This window comes from Rhizobium sp. WSM4643, assembly GCF_025152745.1.
GTDB classification, from domain to species: Bacteria; Pseudomonadota; Alphaproteobacteria; order Rhizobiales; family Rhizobiaceae; genus Rhizobium; species Rhizobium leguminosarum_I.
The window spans coordinates 1,073,396-1,086,808 of the sequence record NZ_CP104040.1; the positions used below are offsets into that span (position 1 = coordinate 1,073,396).

A 13,413-nucleotide genomic window follows, 5' to 3' on the forward strand; every position below is an offset into this window, starting at 1 on the left:
GCTTCGTGACGGAAACGCGCCGGTGCGGTTCCGGTTCCGCCGTCAATCGAACCGCTGTGTCCGCTATCGCACAATTGTCGCACCCGGAGCCTGCGACCGCACGAGCGGTCATCATGTGAATGTGAGGCTTTCGCGCCGGAACAAGTTTTCGGTCACGGGAGTTCGGGCTCGGAAGGAGTTACAGCCATGACTGCAGATCGAGATCAGATCAATGCCACCGAGACTTACCGCACCGAGCCGCCCTATGCGGACAAGGCGACGCTTGACGCCTCCGACCAGCGGCGATGGTGGGTCTGGGGGATCATCGCGGCCGGCTTGGCGGTCCTCATCATCGCCGGCGTCAGTGTCGCGATCTGGCCCAACCCCAGCAATAATGATCCAACGGCGACAGCCTCGACCAAGCCGGATCCGATCAATGCGCAACCATCGGGCCCTGGCACCTTCAACAACGATCCTGCCTCCGGCCCGGTAAGGCCTCCGGAAGCTGTGGACCGTTCACCATCGCCGAGTGGAAACGGGGGTGGACCGACGCAGGTGACGACACCATCCGGTGCCGAGAAGGTCCGATAGCCTCTTCGGATCAGGCCGACAGCGTTAGGCCGATGCCCCACGGATCTTTCAAGAAGACGCCGCCGTCGCGCTTCTCGCTGTTGATCTCCAGCGCGTCGAGCTTGGAGACCGCCGTATCCAGCGTCGCCTTGTCGTTGAAACGGATCTTATAGTCCGAAAGCCCGGTCATGTTGCCGGCGCGAGCCATGGCGCCGCGGCTGTTCCAGATATTGGCGCCGAGATGGTGGTGGTAACCGCCGCTCGCAAAGAAGCTCGCGCCGGGATAACGCGCCATCAGCTTGAGGCCGAGCACGTCGCGGTAAAAGGCGTCTGCCTGCGGGATGTCCCCGACCTGCAGATGCAAGTGGCCGATCGCCGTCCCCGCAGCCATGCCGTCCCAGCGCTCACCAGGCGCGCTGTTATAGAGCGCCTGCAGGTCGAGACGCAGGGTCGCCATCTCCATCATGCCGTCCTGATGAAATTTCCACTGTTCGTGCGGCCGGTCGGCATAGATCTCGATGCCGTTGCCTTCGGGATCGGACAGATAGATCGCCTCGCTGACGAGATGATCCGAAGCGCCGTCGAGGACGACATTGTTCTGCGCCGCATGGCGCAGCCAGTGGGCGAGCTCCGTCCGGTTCGGCATCAGGAAAGCGGTGTGGAAAAGGCCGGCGGCATTGCGCGGCGCGATCATGGCATTCTTTGCAGTGGTCAGCGTCAGCAAAGGGAGATCGCCGACACCCAGCACTTCGCCGCTCGCCATCTTCTCGATCACCTTCAGGCCGAGCATCGATTGATAGAAGCCGGAAACCAGACCGAGGTCGGTCACGACGAGATGCGACTGGTCGATATAAGCGGGCCGCGTCAGCGCATAGGAAGTTTCGGTCGTCATGGATTGTTCTCCTGCCTCTGAATTGGCCTGTAAGATAAAAGGCGCACCTCGGCCGCCGTACTTGATCCCTATATGGCGCATTCCGATTGTTCACAGTAGATCCGCTTTTGAGGATGAAGCGTTGAGCAGCTGTTGACGATGACTTGTGTCCACTTGATCGCGATCAATGCGCCCATATCTTCTTAAGAGGAAACTTATGCATCTCAGTCGTGGAGGGAAGCCATGTACCGGAAGATCATCGTAGCGATCGCGCTCGGCGGCATCGACAAGGGAGAAAAAATCCTTCGCAAGGCCGCGTCCCTACTCGACGCAGGCGGCGAGATCATCGCACTCAACGTCGTCGAGGATGTGCCGAGCTATGTCGCGATCGAACTGCCGGCCAATATGGTCGAGGACGCCATGAAGGACAGCCGCGAGCAACTGGAAGCGCTGATCGCCGCAGCCGGTGTTGCGGCAACCGTCGAGATCCGCAACGGCCCGCCCGCCAAAGCCATCATCTCGGCGGCTGAAAGCCACGGCGCCGACCTGATTATCGTCGCCTCTCACGTTCCCGACTTTTCCAATTACTTCATCGGCGCCACCGCCGACCGGGTCGTGCGCCATGCCAAATGCTCGGTGCTGGTCGACCGGCAGAAGGTTTGATCTTGCGCAACTGCAGCCTGTCACGAAGATTTACCGCCCGTGCACTTTGCCACAGTTGCGCGCCCGTCCGTTCGATGCGACGATTGCAATCGGGGTATGAAACGGATTAGCGTGCATGGCCGAGTTCAACGGCATTCGCTGGGCTTATGACAGATATGAATTGATCGCCGACGGTATCGTCCATGGCGTCGGTCTCGTGCTGGCGCTGATCGGCGCCACTGTGCTGATCTTCTACGCCACGGTCTGGAGTTCCTACGGCGCGCTCGCCGCCGCCTGGATCTATGGCGTCGGGCTGGTGCTGACGCTTGCCATTTCCTTTTCCTACAATGCCTGGCCGGTCTCGCGCACCAAATGGTATCTGCGCCGCTTCGATCATTCGGCGATCTTCCTGCTGATCGCTGCCACCTACACGCCCTTCCTCGAACGCGGCGCCGACGATCCGCTGCTCTTGTTCATGCTGGTCGCGATCTGGCTGTTCGCCGCCATCGGCATTATCCTGAAATGCGTCTTTCCCGGGCGTTACGACCGCTTTGCCATCCTGCTTTATCTCGCTATGGGCTGGAGCGGCGTACTGGTGGCCGAGCCCGTCGCCTCGCGCATTCCCGCCGCCTCGATGCTGCTGATCGTCATCGGCGGCGTCATCTATTCGCTCGGCGTCATCTTCCATGTCTGGGAGAAGCTGCGGTTCCAGAACGCCATCTGGCACGGCTTCGTCGTCACCGCCGCGGCGGTGCATTATTCGGCCGTCTTCACCTGTTTCAGCCTGTCGCCACCAGGCCTCTGAACGACTGATGTGCCCGAAGTCGTTCCTGTTTCGCGTCCGTCGTTTACATCTCTCGAGGCGGGGCGTATGCCCGCCTTCGCACACAATATGAACCCGAGCATCATGACAGACGCTGTCTTCCTCCGCGACGCCACCGAAGCCGATCTTTCCGCCATTCGCGATATTTACAATCACGCCGTCGAGCACACGACGGCGATCTGGAACGACACGCTGGTCGATCTCGAAAATCGGTTGGAATGGTTCAGGGCGCGCAAGGCGCGCGGCTTTCCTGTCATTGTCGCCGAACTATCGGGCAAGGTCGCAGGTTACGCCTCCTATGGTGATTGGCGGGCCTTCGACGGCTACCGCCACACGGTCGAGCATTCCGTCTATGTCGACAAGGATTGCCGCGGTGCGGGCATCGGAGAGCGGTTGATGCGGGAACTGATCGCGCGTGCTGCAGCCGCGAACGTCCATGTGATGATCGCCGGCATCGAGGCTGAGAACACCGCCTCGATCAGGCTGCACGAAAAGCTCGGTTTCCGTATCGCCGGCAGATTTTCCGAGGTCGGCATCAAATTCGGCCGCTGGCTGGACCTCACCTGTATGGAACTTCGCCTGCCCGGCAAGGTGGATTGATCCACCTGCCTCGCAATCGTCCGGACTGATCAGCAAGCCATTGTGAACGGCGCGTGCCATCTTTTTATTGTAGTCTGAGCTGTGTAAGAAAGTGGACGGCCTGCTTCGCCGGAGGCGGCCTGAAAGCATCATGGGGGTGAACAGTTCATGGCAATGCAAAGATCGTCGTTCGGTCTCCTTGCCCTCGTCCTTCTAGCATTTCCGCCAGTTGCCGCACGGGCCGCCGATTGCAGCAGTCTGGCCGAGCCGAAGCTCGACTGGCAGGAATGCACCAAGAAAAACCTGATGCTGCAGGGCAGTGATCTCGAGGGCGCCAATCTCGTCGGCACCGATTTTTCGCTGACCGATCTCGCCGGCGCCAATGTCAAATCCGCCAATCTGGAGAAAGCGACGCTGGTGCGTGCCTCATTGGAGGGCGCACATGCTGAAGGCGCCAACTTCGCCAAGATCGAGGCCTATCGCTCCAGCTTCGCCAATATCGCCGCCGAGGGCGCGTCCTTTGCCGGCGCCGAGCTGCAGCGTGCCAATTTCGCCGGCGCCCAGCTCGCCGGCGCGAGCTTCGAAAAGGCCGAACTCGGCCGCGCCGATTTCGACAAGGCGGTGCTGACGGGGGTGAAATTCTCTTTCGCCAATCTCTCCCGCGCCGATCTCTCCAAGGCCATCTTCGAAGGCCCGGCGACCTTCGAGCGCGCCTTCATGTTCCTGACCCGCATCGAAGGCCTCGACCTCTCGGGCGCCGCCGGGCTCGAACAGGCGCAGATCGACCTTGCCTGCGGCGATGCCTCGACCAAGCTGCCGGCCGGCCTTTCGGCACCCTCGACCTGGCCATGCCCTGCCGATCACGATTGATTGGGGCTTCGCGCGATACCGGGGTAAGGCCCTATGGGCAACAATGGCTGGCGGGCACACAACGATCTGGCCGGGGACCGTCGGATTCGATTTAGTGCAATCGGAACTCGCCCGTGACTCGACGCCATTCGTTCGGTCCGATCAGCCGCTGGTGGCTATAGCGAACGGAATGCAGCGGCCCGTCAAGTTCGGTCTGCCAGAAATCCAGGAATCTGTGCATTTCCGGAAAGTCCGGGGCGAGATCGTAATCCTGCCAGATATAGGTCTGTAGAACCGATTCAAAATCCGGCATGCGGTAGAGGATGTGCGCAGTGGTAAGACCGTAACCGTTGAGCTGGCGCTCTATGTCCGATGAAAATTCCATGCTTCATCTCCGTTTCACGACAACGAGAAGGTGGCGCATATCTTTGCGTCCATCAATTGATTCTCAACGCAGAAGCAGTGTTTGTTGTTCCTTCTCAGTGTGTTAGCAGCCATCCATCGCGAGTGCTAATTTTTTTCGCCACCCCCTTGAAATGGAAAAACCGCAAAACCAGATCATTTCCGCAATATGCTCGACAGAGGTTTGCACCCGCCCGGACCGGTCATCCGGTCCGGTCGGGGGAACAACGTCATCATTGTTTGTCCATTGGAGGAAAACATGTCGTTCCGACCGCTTCATGATCGCATTCTTGTCCGCCGAGTCGATTCCGAGGAAAAGACCAAGGGCGGCATCATCATTCCAGACACCGCCAAGGAGAAGCCGCAGGAAGGCGAGGTCATCGCCGTCGGCCCCGGCGCGCGCAACGAAGCCGGCCAGATCCAGTCGCTCGACGTTAAGGTCGGCGATCGCATCCTGTTCGGCAAATGGTCCGGCACCGAGATCAAGATCAATGGCGAAGATCTGCTGATCATGAAGGAAAGCGATGTCATGGGCATTATCGTGGCCCAGGCCGCCGAAAAGATCGCCGCCTGAGGGTTCTCAGCGCACTAGTCAAGAAAAGCTGCCTATCGAAGGAGTGAAAGAATGGCTGCGAAAGAAGTCAAATTCCATACCGATGCCCGTGAACGCATGCTGCGTGGCGTCGACATCCTGGCCAATGCCGTGAAGGTGACGCTCGGTCCGAAGGGCCGTAACGTCGTGATCGACAAGTCCTTCGGCGCTCCGCGCATTACCAAGGACGGCGTTTCGGTCGCCAAGGAAATCGAACTCGAAGACAAGTTCGAAAACATGGGCGCTCAGATGTTGCGTGAAGTTGCATCCAAGACGAACGATCTCGCCGGCGACGGCACGACGACTGCTACCGTGCTCGCCCAGGCGATCGTCAAGGAAGGCGCTAAAGCGGTCGCCTCGGGCATGAACCCGATGGACCTGAAGCGGGGCATCGATCTGGCCGTCGACGCTGTCGTCAAAGAACTGAAAACCAACGCTCGCAAGATCTCCAACAATTCCGAAATTGCCCAGGTCGGCACGATCTCCGCCAACGGTGATTCCGAGATCGGTCGTTACCTCGCTGAAGCGATGGAAAAGGTCGGCAATGAAGGTGTCATCACCGTCGAGGAAGCCAAGACCGCCGAAACCGAACTCGAAGTGGTCGAAGGCATGCAGTTCGACCGCGGCTATTTGAGCCCGTATTTTGTTACCAACCAGGACAAGATGCGGGTCGAACTCGAGGACCCCTACATTCTCATCCACGAGAAGAAGCTCTCCAACCTGCAGTCGATGCTGCCGGTTCTCGAAGCCGTCGTCCAATCCAGCAAGCCGCTGCTGATCATCGCTGAAGACGTCGAAGGCGAAGCGCTTGCTACCCTCGTCGTCAACAAGCTGCGCGGCGGCCTCAAGATCGCCGCCGTCAAGGCGCCTGGCTTCGGCGACCGCCGCAAGGCCATGCTCGAAGACATCGCCATCCTGACCGGCGGCACCGTCATCTCCGAAGACCTCGGCATCAAGCTCGAGAACGTGACGCTCGACATGCTCGGCCGTGCCAAGAAGGTGTCGATCGAGAAGGAAAACACCACGATCATCGACGGTGCTGGCTCGAAGACGGAGCTTGACGGTCGCACGGCTCAGATCCGCGCCCAGATCGAGGAAACCACCTCCGACTACGACCGCGAGAAGCTGCAGGAACGCCTTGCCAAGCTTGCCGGCGGCGTTGCTGTTATCCGCGTCGGCGGCTCGACCGAAGTCGAGGTGAAGGAGAAAAAGGATCGCGTCGACGACGCGCTTCATGCAACCCGTGCCGCCGTCGAAGAGGGCATCTTGCCCGGCGGTGGCGTTGCCCTTCTGCGCGCCGTCAAGGCGCTCGATAATCTCAGCGTGGCCAACCAGGACCAGCGCGTCGGCATCGAGATTGTGCGCCGCGCAATCGAAGCCCCGGTACGGCAGATCGCCGAAAACGCCGGTGCAGAAGGCTCGATCGTGGTCGGCAAGCTGCGGGAGAAGAGCGAATTCTCCTATGGCTGGAACGCTCAGACCGGCGAATATGGCGATCTCTATGCGCAGGGCGTCATCGATCCGGCGAAAGTGGTGCGCGCGGCGCTTCAGGACGCAGCCTCCGTTGCCGGTCTGCTGGTGACGACGGAAGCGATGATCGCCGAGAAGCCCAAGAAGGAGGCCGCTCCGGCCATGCCCGCCGGCCCCGGCATGGACTTCTAAGCGATCGGCCCGCCCTGCTCTTAAGGGCGGGCCTCCCCACGCACTAGCGAATGAACCAAGTTCCATCGGTCAACATCAGTGGAGCCAAGCTATGAGAAAGGAAAGCATCAGCAATTCCATACAGCAGGAAGCCACGGCGGCTATCAGCGCGGCGCATCTGCTTTATCCGGCCAAACATTTCGGTCACCCGCGTGACGTGCTCACCGCCGCCGACATCGGCAATGACGAGAAGCGCGCCATTCTCGCGTCATGGGCATCGGATATTTTCGCGATCGATTCCGCACCGGCCCTTCGCCTTTATCCCGGTGCGGAAACAGCCGTCTCCTATGACGAGATTGTTGAAGCGCTGAAAACGTTGGACAAGGGCGACCAGCAATCTGGCAACCAAGATTCGCCCGCTTCCTCGCGTGCCCACAGGATCCGCCGTCGAAAGCTGCCGCCACGCCGGCTCCCCGGTCTTGGCTTGTGCAGCTACTGGAAAGGAGAACGCCGCCGACAGCTATTCGAAACCTGATCCTCTCTCTACCTGCCGCGTGCCTCTTGAGGACGCAGGCATGATTTTTGCCGACGACTCTTTGCTCAACAGAGGAGGTTTTGCCGATGAAGATCGCTCAGATTGCACCGCTCGCCGAAAGCGTTCCGCCGAAGCTCTACGGGGGAACCGAGCGGATCGTTTCCTATCTTACTGAAGAACTCGTCACACAGGGACATGACGTCACGCTCTTTGCCAGCGGCGATTCCGTCACCCAGGCGAAGCTGGTGGCGTGTGCGGACGTCGCCCTGCGGCTCAACCCGGCGGTCAAGGACCATCTGCCGCATCAGGTCGTGATGCTGGAGGAGATCCGTCGGCGGGCGGATGAGTTCGATGTGCTACATTTCCACATCGATCTTCTGCATTTTCCGCTGATCCGCGATTTCGCCCATCGCACGGTCACGACGCTGCACGGGCGGCTGGACCTGCCGGATCTCAAGCCATTCTACACGGCGTTCCCGGATATTCCGCTCGTGTCGATCTCCAACGACCAGCGGCGTCCGATGCCACCGGTCGATTGGCGCGGAACGGTCTATCACGGTTTGCCGGCCGATATTCTTCCCTTCACCGAGAACCCTAGGGGCAATTACCTCGCCTTCCTTGGGCGTATTTCCCCGGAAAAGCGCCCCGACCGCGCTATCCAAATCGCGGCAAAGGTCGGAATGCCGCTGAAGATCGCCGCCAAGATCGATAATGCCGACAAGGCCTATTGGGAAGCTGTTATAGAGCCCATGGTGAGGAGGCACCCGCAGGTTGAATTCATCGGTGAGATCAATGAACAACAGAAAGCTGACTTCCTCGGAAATGCGGGCGCTCTGCTGTTCCCGATCGACTGGCCGGAGCCCTTTGGGCTGGTGATGATCGAGGCGATGGCCTGCGGCACGCCGGTGATCGCTTTCGGCTGTGGCTCCGTCCCGGAGGTGATTGACAACGGCATCTCCGGCATCCTGGTCGACAGCGTCACCGAAGCGGCCGAGAACGTCGAATGGGCGCTCCGCCTCGATCGGCGCAGGGTGCGAGCCACATTCGAAAAGCGCTTCACCGCGCAACGGATGGCGCGCGGCTATCTCGACATCTATCGCAACTTGCCGGGCGTTCGTACCAAAGCCGCGCCTATCCGTCGGTCGAATGGTCCAGCGCGCGACCTGCAGGCTGTCGCCTGACGTCAAGGAGGAGACATGTCGAACATTTCTGCGGACAGCAACCCCGCCGCAGCATTGCCAGGCCCGGCGGCACCGGTCGCGCAGTTTTTCATTCCGGCGGCCGCGTCGCTGCAGGAGCGACGGCCGCGTACCCTGAAGCACGGCGATACTTTCGCCGTCTTCGATTACAATGGCGACGCTCTGTCCGGTCCCGGCAGCCCGGAAGGTCTTTTCCATTGCGATACCCGTTATCTCTCGCATTTCTACCTGACGATCAATGGGCAACGGCCGATGCTCCTGTCGTCGACGCTGCGAGATGACAACGCCACGCTGACCTGCGATCTCACCAATCCTGATCTATTCGATAAGAATGGAAAGCTGGCTCTGGCTCATGACCTGATTCATTTGCGCAGGTCACGGTTTCTCTGGAATGCTCGCTGTTATGAGCGGGTGGCCGTGAGGAATTACGACGACCGGCGGCAACATGTCCGAATCCAAATCGCCTTCGAAGCCGATTTCGCCGACCTTTTCGAAGTCCGTGGAACCGTAAGAGCAAGGAGAGGGCGCCATCTTCCCGCCATCATAGAGCAGGATTGCGTCCTGCTTTCCTATATCGGCCTGGACGGCCGCAAGCGGTCGACGCGGTTTTCCTTCGTACCGGAACCGGCCGAAATCCGCAGCAATCTCCTCACCTATGATCTCCATCTTGAGCCGCAGCAGACAAAATCGCTCTTCATCAAGATCGGCTGCGATCAGACCCCCGCCGATCCACCGAGCAACCGCTCCTTCTTCTTGGCCCTGCGGGATGCCCGGCGTGCATTGCGAGCCTCTTCCTCGCGCGCGGCGTCGATCGCAACGTCCAACGAGATATTCAACGAAGCCGCGCGGCGCAGCGTCTCCGACCTCTACATGCTGATGACCGACAAGCCGGAAGGTCCTTATCCCTACGCCGGCATTCCCTGGTTCAGCACCGTCTTCGGCCGTGACGCCCTGATCACGGCGCTTCAGACACTTTGGCTCGATCCGGAGATCGCCCGCGGGGTTCTCGGCCATCTGGCAGCCAACCAGGCGACGGACATCGATCCTGCCTCTGACGCCGAGCCAGGCAAGATCCTGCACGAAATCCGCTTTGGCGAAATGGCCGAACTTGGCGAGGTTCCATTCCGGCGCTATTACGGCAGCATCGATTCGACGCCGCTGTTTGTGATACTGGCCGGCGAATATCTCAAACGAACCGGTGATCTTGCGACGATCGACCGTCTCCTGCCACATCTGGAAGCGGCACTGACATGGGTCGACGAACATGGCGATCGTGACGGCGACGGCTTCATTGAATATGGACGGCTGACGGAAGAAGGATTGATCAATCAAGCATGGAAAGATAGCCACGATTCGGTCTTCCATGCCGACGGCACATTGGCCAAGGGGCCAATCGCAATCGTTGAGGTCCAGGCTTATGTCTACGCCGCATGGCAAAGTGCTGCCGAAATCTTCCGGCGGACCGGCAGGCCGGAACGAGCGGCGAGCTTTCTCGCGCGGGCGGAGGGACTGCGCCGTGCCTTTGACATCAGCTTCTTCGACGAGGAACTTGGCACATATGTGTTGGCCCTCGACGGAGACAAGCGGCCCTGCCGGGTTCGATCTTCCAATGCCGGCCATGCTCTGTTCGCCGGCATTGCTTATCCTGAACGGGTCGCACAGATTACCCGCACTCTGATGAGTGCCTCGTCCTTCTGTGGCTGGGGCATCCGCACCATTCCCTCCACGGAACCGCGTTACAATCCGATGAGCTACCACAACGGCTCGATCTGGCCACATGACAATGCCTTGATCGCCAGCGGCCTTGCCCGCTATGGCTATCGCGCCGAAGCCGCGCGGATATTCGAGGGATTGTTTGCCGCCTCGACCTATATCGACCTGCGGCGGCTCCCCGAACTCCTCTGCGGCCTGCCGCGCCAGCGGGCACGGGGGCCGACCTTCTATCCGGTCGCCTGCTCGCCTCAAGCATGGGCGGCAGCCGCTCCTTTGTCGCTGCTGCAATCCTGTCTCGGCCTCGACTTCGACCCGAATGGCTTGCGCATCAGCTTCAACGTGCCGCAACTTCCCCCGTTCCTGGACGAAGTGATCTTACGACGCCTGTTGATCGGCAATGGCTCGGCTGACGTCGCCATTCGCCGATCGGGACGCCAGGTCGTGGTGGATGTGATGGATCGCCACGGCAATGTTCAGGTGCTCACGACAGCATGACGGATCAGTGGGGGAGGTGGGTCATCCGCCTCTCCTATTCCGGCTCCTCTTCATCGGAACTCAGCAGATCAACAAGCGCAGCAACCCTACCTGTTGGCAGGGGCCGGCCTTCACTCATCAAGGCTTCGTCGTTGCTGGCCCACGCAAATGCCTCGGCGAGTTCAGCCTGGGTGGCACCTGTCGCGATAACCTCGGCCACGAGCGTTTCATCGGCGGGCCCGAGGACGGCGATGACGTCCTTTGAAGTCATTGTCATAACCATTGCTCCTCTCTCAAGCTACGCCCAGATATGGTGGCGCCTTCGAAGAAAAGCAATTTTTCCGTTGAGAAATTCCGTCTTCTTGAAACGGTAAACTGCTGAATTATATCAGTATTGTCGATCGCCGAGCAGGGATCGACAGGTCCAGGAGACGCCTGTCGCTCTTGGCGTTTCCTGTATCCATGTTGCTTGTAAGGAGGATATGGCTATGAGGACAAACCTCGATTTCTCTCCCCTGATCCGGTCGAGCGTCGGCTTCGAGCGGATGTTGAACGCGCTCGAGGCTGCAAGCCGCGCCGAGACAATCGACAACTGGCCGCCTTACGATATCGTCAAAACCGGCGAGGACGAATACCGCATCGCCATGGCGGTGGCGGGCTTCTCGCAGGACGAGCTAGCGATCATCCACGAGCAGAACATGCTCGTCGTCTCAGGGCAGAAGGCCAACGGCGAAGATGTTCAATACCTGCATCGCGGCATTGCTGGTCGAAGCTTCCAGCGTCGGTTCGAATTGGCTGACCACGTCAAGGTCGTGGATGCCCGCCTCGTCAACGGTCTGCTGACCATCGATCTCAAGCGTGAAATTCCTGAAGAGATGAAGCCGCGCCAGATCGAGATCGGAACTGGGAATGCAATGCCGAAGGCCGAGACCCGGCAGATCGAGGCCGAGACGCAGGCAGCCTGAACCGTCAGGAATGCCCAAGAACCACCAGAAAGGAGTAAGCCATGAGTGTTCGTGATTTGATTCCCTGGGGCCGCAGCAACGGCCACCAAGTTCCGAGTCTCCTCCGCGAGGACGACCATGATCCTTTCCTATCGCTCCATCGCGAGGTAAACCGGCTGTTCGACGATGCTTTCCGCAGCTTCGGCGCTGGCCTGCGGTCACTGCGTGGCGCCAGCGGTTTCGGTGCCGGCTGGCCGAGTGTCGAGATCTCCGACACCGATAAGGATATCAAGGTGACGGCCGAAGTCCCCGGCCTTGAGGAAAAGGACATCGATGTCCTCCTCGATGACGGCGTTCTGACGCTGAAGGGTGAAAAGCGTTCGGAGACTGAAGACAAGGAGAAGCAGTTCTCGGAGCGCTACTATGGCCGCTTCGAGCGACGCATCCCGCTCGGCACCGAGGTCAAGGAAGATCAGGTCGACGCCACCTTCAAGAATGGCGTCCTGACTGTCACCTTGCCGAAGACCGAAAAGGCGCTCTCACAGGTCAAGCGCATCGCCATCAGAAGCTGATCGAAACCAGTGCGCGGCGGCCGACCACCTGGCGGCCGCCGCTACCATGTCGTCCATGGCGGCACGGAAATTTCCGTCGCGCTTAGTCTCCACATGGCCGCTGGATCGGCAGATGCCGATCGCAGGTTCAGGCCTATTTCCCCGGCTCGAACACCATGGAGTGGCCGTTGATGCAGTAGCGCAGGCCGGTCGGTGGCGGACCATCCGGAAAGACGTGGCCGAGATGGGCTTCGCAGCTGCCGCAACGGATTTCGGTGCGCACCATGCCAAAGGCCGTGTCGCGATGTTCGGTCACCGCACCGGGCGATACCGCTTCGAAATAGCTCGGCCAGCCGCAGCCGGCATCGAATTTCGTGTCGGAGCGGAAAAGCGGCGCGTTGCAGCCGACGCAGCGGTAAAGCCCCGTCTCGAACGAATCCCAGTAAGGGCCGGTGAAGGCGCGTTCGGTGCCGTGCTGGCGCGTGATGCGGTATTGCTCGGGGGAGAGCTGCTCTTTCCATTCGGCATCGGTCTTATGGATCTTGGCGGTGGTCGCAGTTTCGGACATGAGGTGCTCCTTTCGCCGAGGGGCGTTTCCGTTTGCGCAAAATGTGGTGCGCCGCGTTCACTTCATCAAGTCTCCAGCGCGGCGCCATGAGATTGGCGGCATACCGCAATTGGAGTAAGACGCTTGCTTTTACATCCGTTAGGGGTTTTCTGTTAGGGTTAATGTTACGTGCATTGGAGAATCACTGGTGTTTGAGGCGGCAATCGTCCTGCTTTACGGCCTGGTGGCCGTGGCCGCCATGGCGGTCACGCTGTTGGAAGGCTGGGCCAACCATGACGGCTTGACGCTCCATCGTCTCGCCGGGCTCTTCGCCTGCCTGCTCTGGCCGCTGACGCTTCTGGTCTTTATCCTGCATGGTTGCATCACCCGGCTGCTGACGCGCCTTTCCCGACCGATGGCCTGATCGGCTTCGAACATCGTAATGCAGTGCGGCCTGCGGCCGAAATCGCTTGAGACGCTCCCCCATTTCGCCTAAGCCAGA

The 13,413-nt window shown here is 60.1% G+C and carries 17 protein-coding genes; 13 read left to right on the forward strand and 4 right to left on the reverse strand.

From position 1 onward, the window contains the following. Nucleotides 1–186 precede the first annotated feature (186 nt). Nucleotides 187–570: a hypothetical protein gene (locus tag N1937_RS05525; RefSeq protein ID WP_017963518.1), complete on the forward strand. Its 384-nt coding sequence runs from the start codon at nucleotides 187–189 to the stop codon at nucleotides 568–570. 10 nt (nucleotides 571–580) lie between these two features. Here N1937_RS05525 and N1937_RS05530 read toward each other — a convergent pair whose 3' ends face one another. Further along, complete coding sequence (locus tag N1937_RS05530) at nucleotides 581–1,441, reverse strand: VOC family protein (protein WP_311202834.1); 861 nt, start codon at nucleotides 1,439–1,441, stop codon at nucleotides 581–583. A gap of 222 nt (nucleotides 1,442–1,663) precedes the next feature. On the opposite strand from N1937_RS05530, the gene N1937_RS05535 reads away from it, so the two are divergent. The 4 genes from N1937_RS05535 (at nucleotide 1,664) to N1937_RS05550 (ending at nucleotide 4,334) form a co-directional block, all read left to right on the forward strand. Continuing rightward, nucleotides 1,664–2,083, forward strand: a complete 420-nt coding sequence (locus tag N1937_RS05535; RefSeq protein ID WP_017963520.1) for a universal stress protein — start codon at nucleotides 1,664–1,666, stop codon at nucleotides 2,081–2,083. A 115-nt stretch (nucleotides 2,084–2,198) separates the two neighbouring features. Further along, complete coding sequence (trhA, locus tag N1937_RS05540; RefSeq protein ID WP_026154070.1) at nucleotides 2,199–2,867, forward strand: PAQR family membrane homeostasis protein TrhA; 669 nt, start codon at nucleotides 2,199–2,201, stop codon at nucleotides 2,865–2,867. Between the two features lie 66 nt (nucleotides 2,868–2,933). Further along, nucleotides 2,934–3,485 (forward strand): GNAT family N-acetyltransferase, encoded by a 552-nt coding sequence (locus N1937_RS05545; protein ID WP_017963522.1) that lies wholly within the window; start codon nucleotides 2,934–2,936, stop codon nucleotides 3,483–3,485. A gap of 147 nt (nucleotides 3,486–3,632) precedes the next feature. Continuing rightward, nucleotides 3,633–4,334, forward strand: a complete 702-nt coding sequence (locus N1937_RS05550) for a pentapeptide repeat-containing protein (RefSeq protein ID WP_260057819.1) — start codon at nucleotides 3,633–3,635, stop codon at nucleotides 4,332–4,334. Between the two features lie 91 nt (nucleotides 4,335–4,425). On the opposite strand, the gene N1937_RS05555 is transcribed toward N1937_RS05550, so the two are convergent. Continuing rightward, nucleotides 4,426–4,698, reverse strand: coding sequence for an usg protein (locus tag N1937_RS05555; protein ID WP_260057820.1), 273 nt, complete (start codon nucleotides 4,696–4,698; stop codon nucleotides 4,426–4,428). Nucleotides 4,699–4,974: 276 nt separating this feature from the next. On the opposite strand from N1937_RS05555, the gene N1937_RS05560 reads away from it, so the two are divergent. The 5 genes from N1937_RS05560 to N1937_RS05580 all read left to right on the forward strand — a co-directional run bounded on the left by N1937_RS05560 (nucleotide 4,975) and on the right by N1937_RS05580 (nucleotide 10,890). After that, entirely contained in the window at nucleotides 4,975–5,289 is a 315-nt protein-coding gene (locus tag N1937_RS05560) for a co-chaperone GroES (RefSeq protein WP_260057821.1), read from the forward strand. 51 nt (nucleotides 5,290–5,340) lie between these two features. Further along, a complete protein-coding gene (gene groL / locus N1937_RS05565; protein WP_260057822.1) occupies nucleotides 5,341–6,969 on the forward strand; it encodes a chaperonin GroEL in 1,629 nt (542 codons plus the stop codon). 91 nt (nucleotides 6,970–7,060) lie between these two features. Further along, the gene (locus tag N1937_RS05570; protein WP_017963527.1) at nucleotides 7,061–7,483 is read left to right on the forward strand and encodes a hypothetical protein; all 423 of its coding nucleotides are present in this window, start codon (nucleotides 7,061–7,063) and stop codon (nucleotides 7,481–7,483) included. Between the two features lie 86 nt (nucleotides 7,484–7,569). Continuing rightward, nucleotides 7,570–8,664 (forward strand): glycosyltransferase family 4 protein, encoded by a 1,095-nt coding sequence (locus tag N1937_RS05575; RefSeq protein ID WP_260057824.1) that lies wholly within the window; start codon nucleotides 7,570–7,572, stop codon nucleotides 8,662–8,664. A 15-nt stretch (nucleotides 8,665–8,679) separates the two neighbouring features. Continuing rightward, nucleotides 8,680–10,890: an amylo-alpha-1,6-glucosidase gene (locus N1937_RS05580; protein WP_170257676.1), complete on the forward strand. Its 2,211-nt coding sequence runs from the start codon at nucleotides 8,680–8,682 to the stop codon at nucleotides 10,888–10,890. Between the two features lie 34 nt (nucleotides 10,891–10,924). On the opposite strand, the gene N1937_RS05585 is transcribed toward N1937_RS05580, so the two are convergent. After that, nucleotides 10,925–11,146: a hypothetical protein gene (locus N1937_RS05585; RefSeq protein ID WP_162118085.1), complete on the reverse strand. Its 222-nt coding sequence runs from the start codon at nucleotides 11,144–11,146 to the stop codon at nucleotides 10,925–10,927. Nucleotides 11,147–11,357: 211 nt separating this feature from the next. Between N1937_RS05585 and N1937_RS05590 the strand changes: the two genes are divergently transcribed. Beyond that, nucleotides 11,358–11,834, forward strand: coding sequence for an Hsp20 family protein (locus N1937_RS05590; RefSeq protein ID WP_162118084.1), 477 nt, complete (start codon nucleotides 11,358–11,360; stop codon nucleotides 11,832–11,834). A 41-nt stretch (nucleotides 11,835–11,875) separates the two neighbouring features. Further along, nucleotides 11,876–12,385: an Hsp20/alpha crystallin family protein gene (locus N1937_RS05595; protein ID WP_260057825.1), complete on the forward strand. Its 510-nt coding sequence runs from the start codon at nucleotides 11,876–11,878 to the stop codon at nucleotides 12,383–12,385. Between the two features lie 133 nt (nucleotides 12,386–12,518). On the opposite strand, the gene msrB is transcribed toward N1937_RS05595, so the two are convergent. After that, nucleotides 12,519–12,932: a peptide-methionine (R)-S-oxide reductase MsrB gene (gene msrB / locus N1937_RS05600; RefSeq protein WP_017963532.1), complete on the reverse strand. Its 414-nt coding sequence runs from the start codon at nucleotides 12,930–12,932 to the stop codon at nucleotides 12,519–12,521. Nucleotides 12,933–13,119: 187 nt separating this feature from the next. On the opposite strand from msrB, the gene N1937_RS05605 reads away from it, so the two are divergent. Further along, a complete protein-coding gene (locus N1937_RS05605; RefSeq protein WP_017963533.1) occupies nucleotides 13,120–13,335 on the forward strand; it encodes a hypothetical protein in 216 nt (71 codons plus the stop codon). The last annotated feature ends 78 nt before the right edge of the window (nucleotides 13,336–13,413 follow it).

Bases quoted from the DNA above. Each gene is read 5' to 3' on its own strand.
- N1937_RS05525 (WP_017963518.1), top strand. From the start codon at position 187: ATGACTGCAGATCGAGATCAGATCAATGCCACCGAGACTTACCGCACC.
- N1937_RS05530 (WP_311202834.1), bottom strand. From the start codon at position 1,441: ATGACGACCGAAACTTCCTATGCGCTGACGCGGCCCGCTTATATCGAC.
- N1937_RS05535 (WP_017963520.1), top strand. From the start codon at position 1,664: ATGTACCGGAAGATCATCGTAGCGATCGCGCTCGGCGGCATCGACAAG.
- trhA (WP_026154070.1), top strand. From the start codon at position 2,199: ATGGCCGAGTTCAACGGCATTCGCTGGGCTTATGACAGATATGAATTG.
- N1937_RS05545 (WP_017963522.1), top strand. From the start codon at position 2,934: ATGCCCGCCTTCGCACACAATATGAACCCGAGCATCATGACAGACGCT.
- N1937_RS05550 (WP_260057819.1), top strand. From the start codon at position 3,633: ATGGCAATGCAAAGATCGTCGTTCGGTCTCCTTGCCCTCGTCCTTCTA.
- N1937_RS05555 (WP_260057820.1), bottom strand. From the start codon at position 4,698: ATGGAATTTTCATCGGACATAGAGCGCCAGCTCAACGGTTACGGTCTT.
- N1937_RS05560 (WP_260057821.1), top strand. From the start codon at position 4,975: ATGTCGTTCCGACCGCTTCATGATCGCATTCTTGTCCGCCGAGTCGAT.
- groL (WP_260057822.1), top strand. From the start codon at position 5,341: ATGGCTGCGAAAGAAGTCAAATTCCATACCGATGCCCGTGAACGCATG.
- N1937_RS05570 (WP_017963527.1), top strand. From the start codon at position 7,061: ATGAGAAAGGAAAGCATCAGCAATTCCATACAGCAGGAAGCCACGGCG.
- N1937_RS05575 (WP_260057824.1), top strand. From the start codon at position 7,570: ATGAAGATCGCTCAGATTGCACCGCTCGCCGAAAGCGTTCCGCCGAAG.
- N1937_RS05580 (WP_170257676.1), top strand. From the start codon at position 8,680: ATGTCGAACATTTCTGCGGACAGCAACCCCGCCGCAGCATTGCCAGGC.
- N1937_RS05585 (WP_162118085.1), bottom strand. From the start codon at position 11,146: ATGACAATGACTTCAAAGGACGTCATCGCCGTCCTCGGGCCCGCCGAT.
- N1937_RS05590 (WP_162118084.1), top strand. From the start codon at position 11,358: ATGAGGACAAACCTCGATTTCTCTCCCCTGATCCGGTCGAGCGTCGGC.
- N1937_RS05595 (WP_260057825.1), top strand. From the start codon at position 11,876: ATGAGTGTTCGTGATTTGATTCCCTGGGGCCGCAGCAACGGCCACCAA.
- msrB (WP_017963532.1), bottom strand. From the start codon at position 12,932: ATGTCCGAAACTGCGACCACCGCCAAGATCCATAAGACCGATGCCGAA.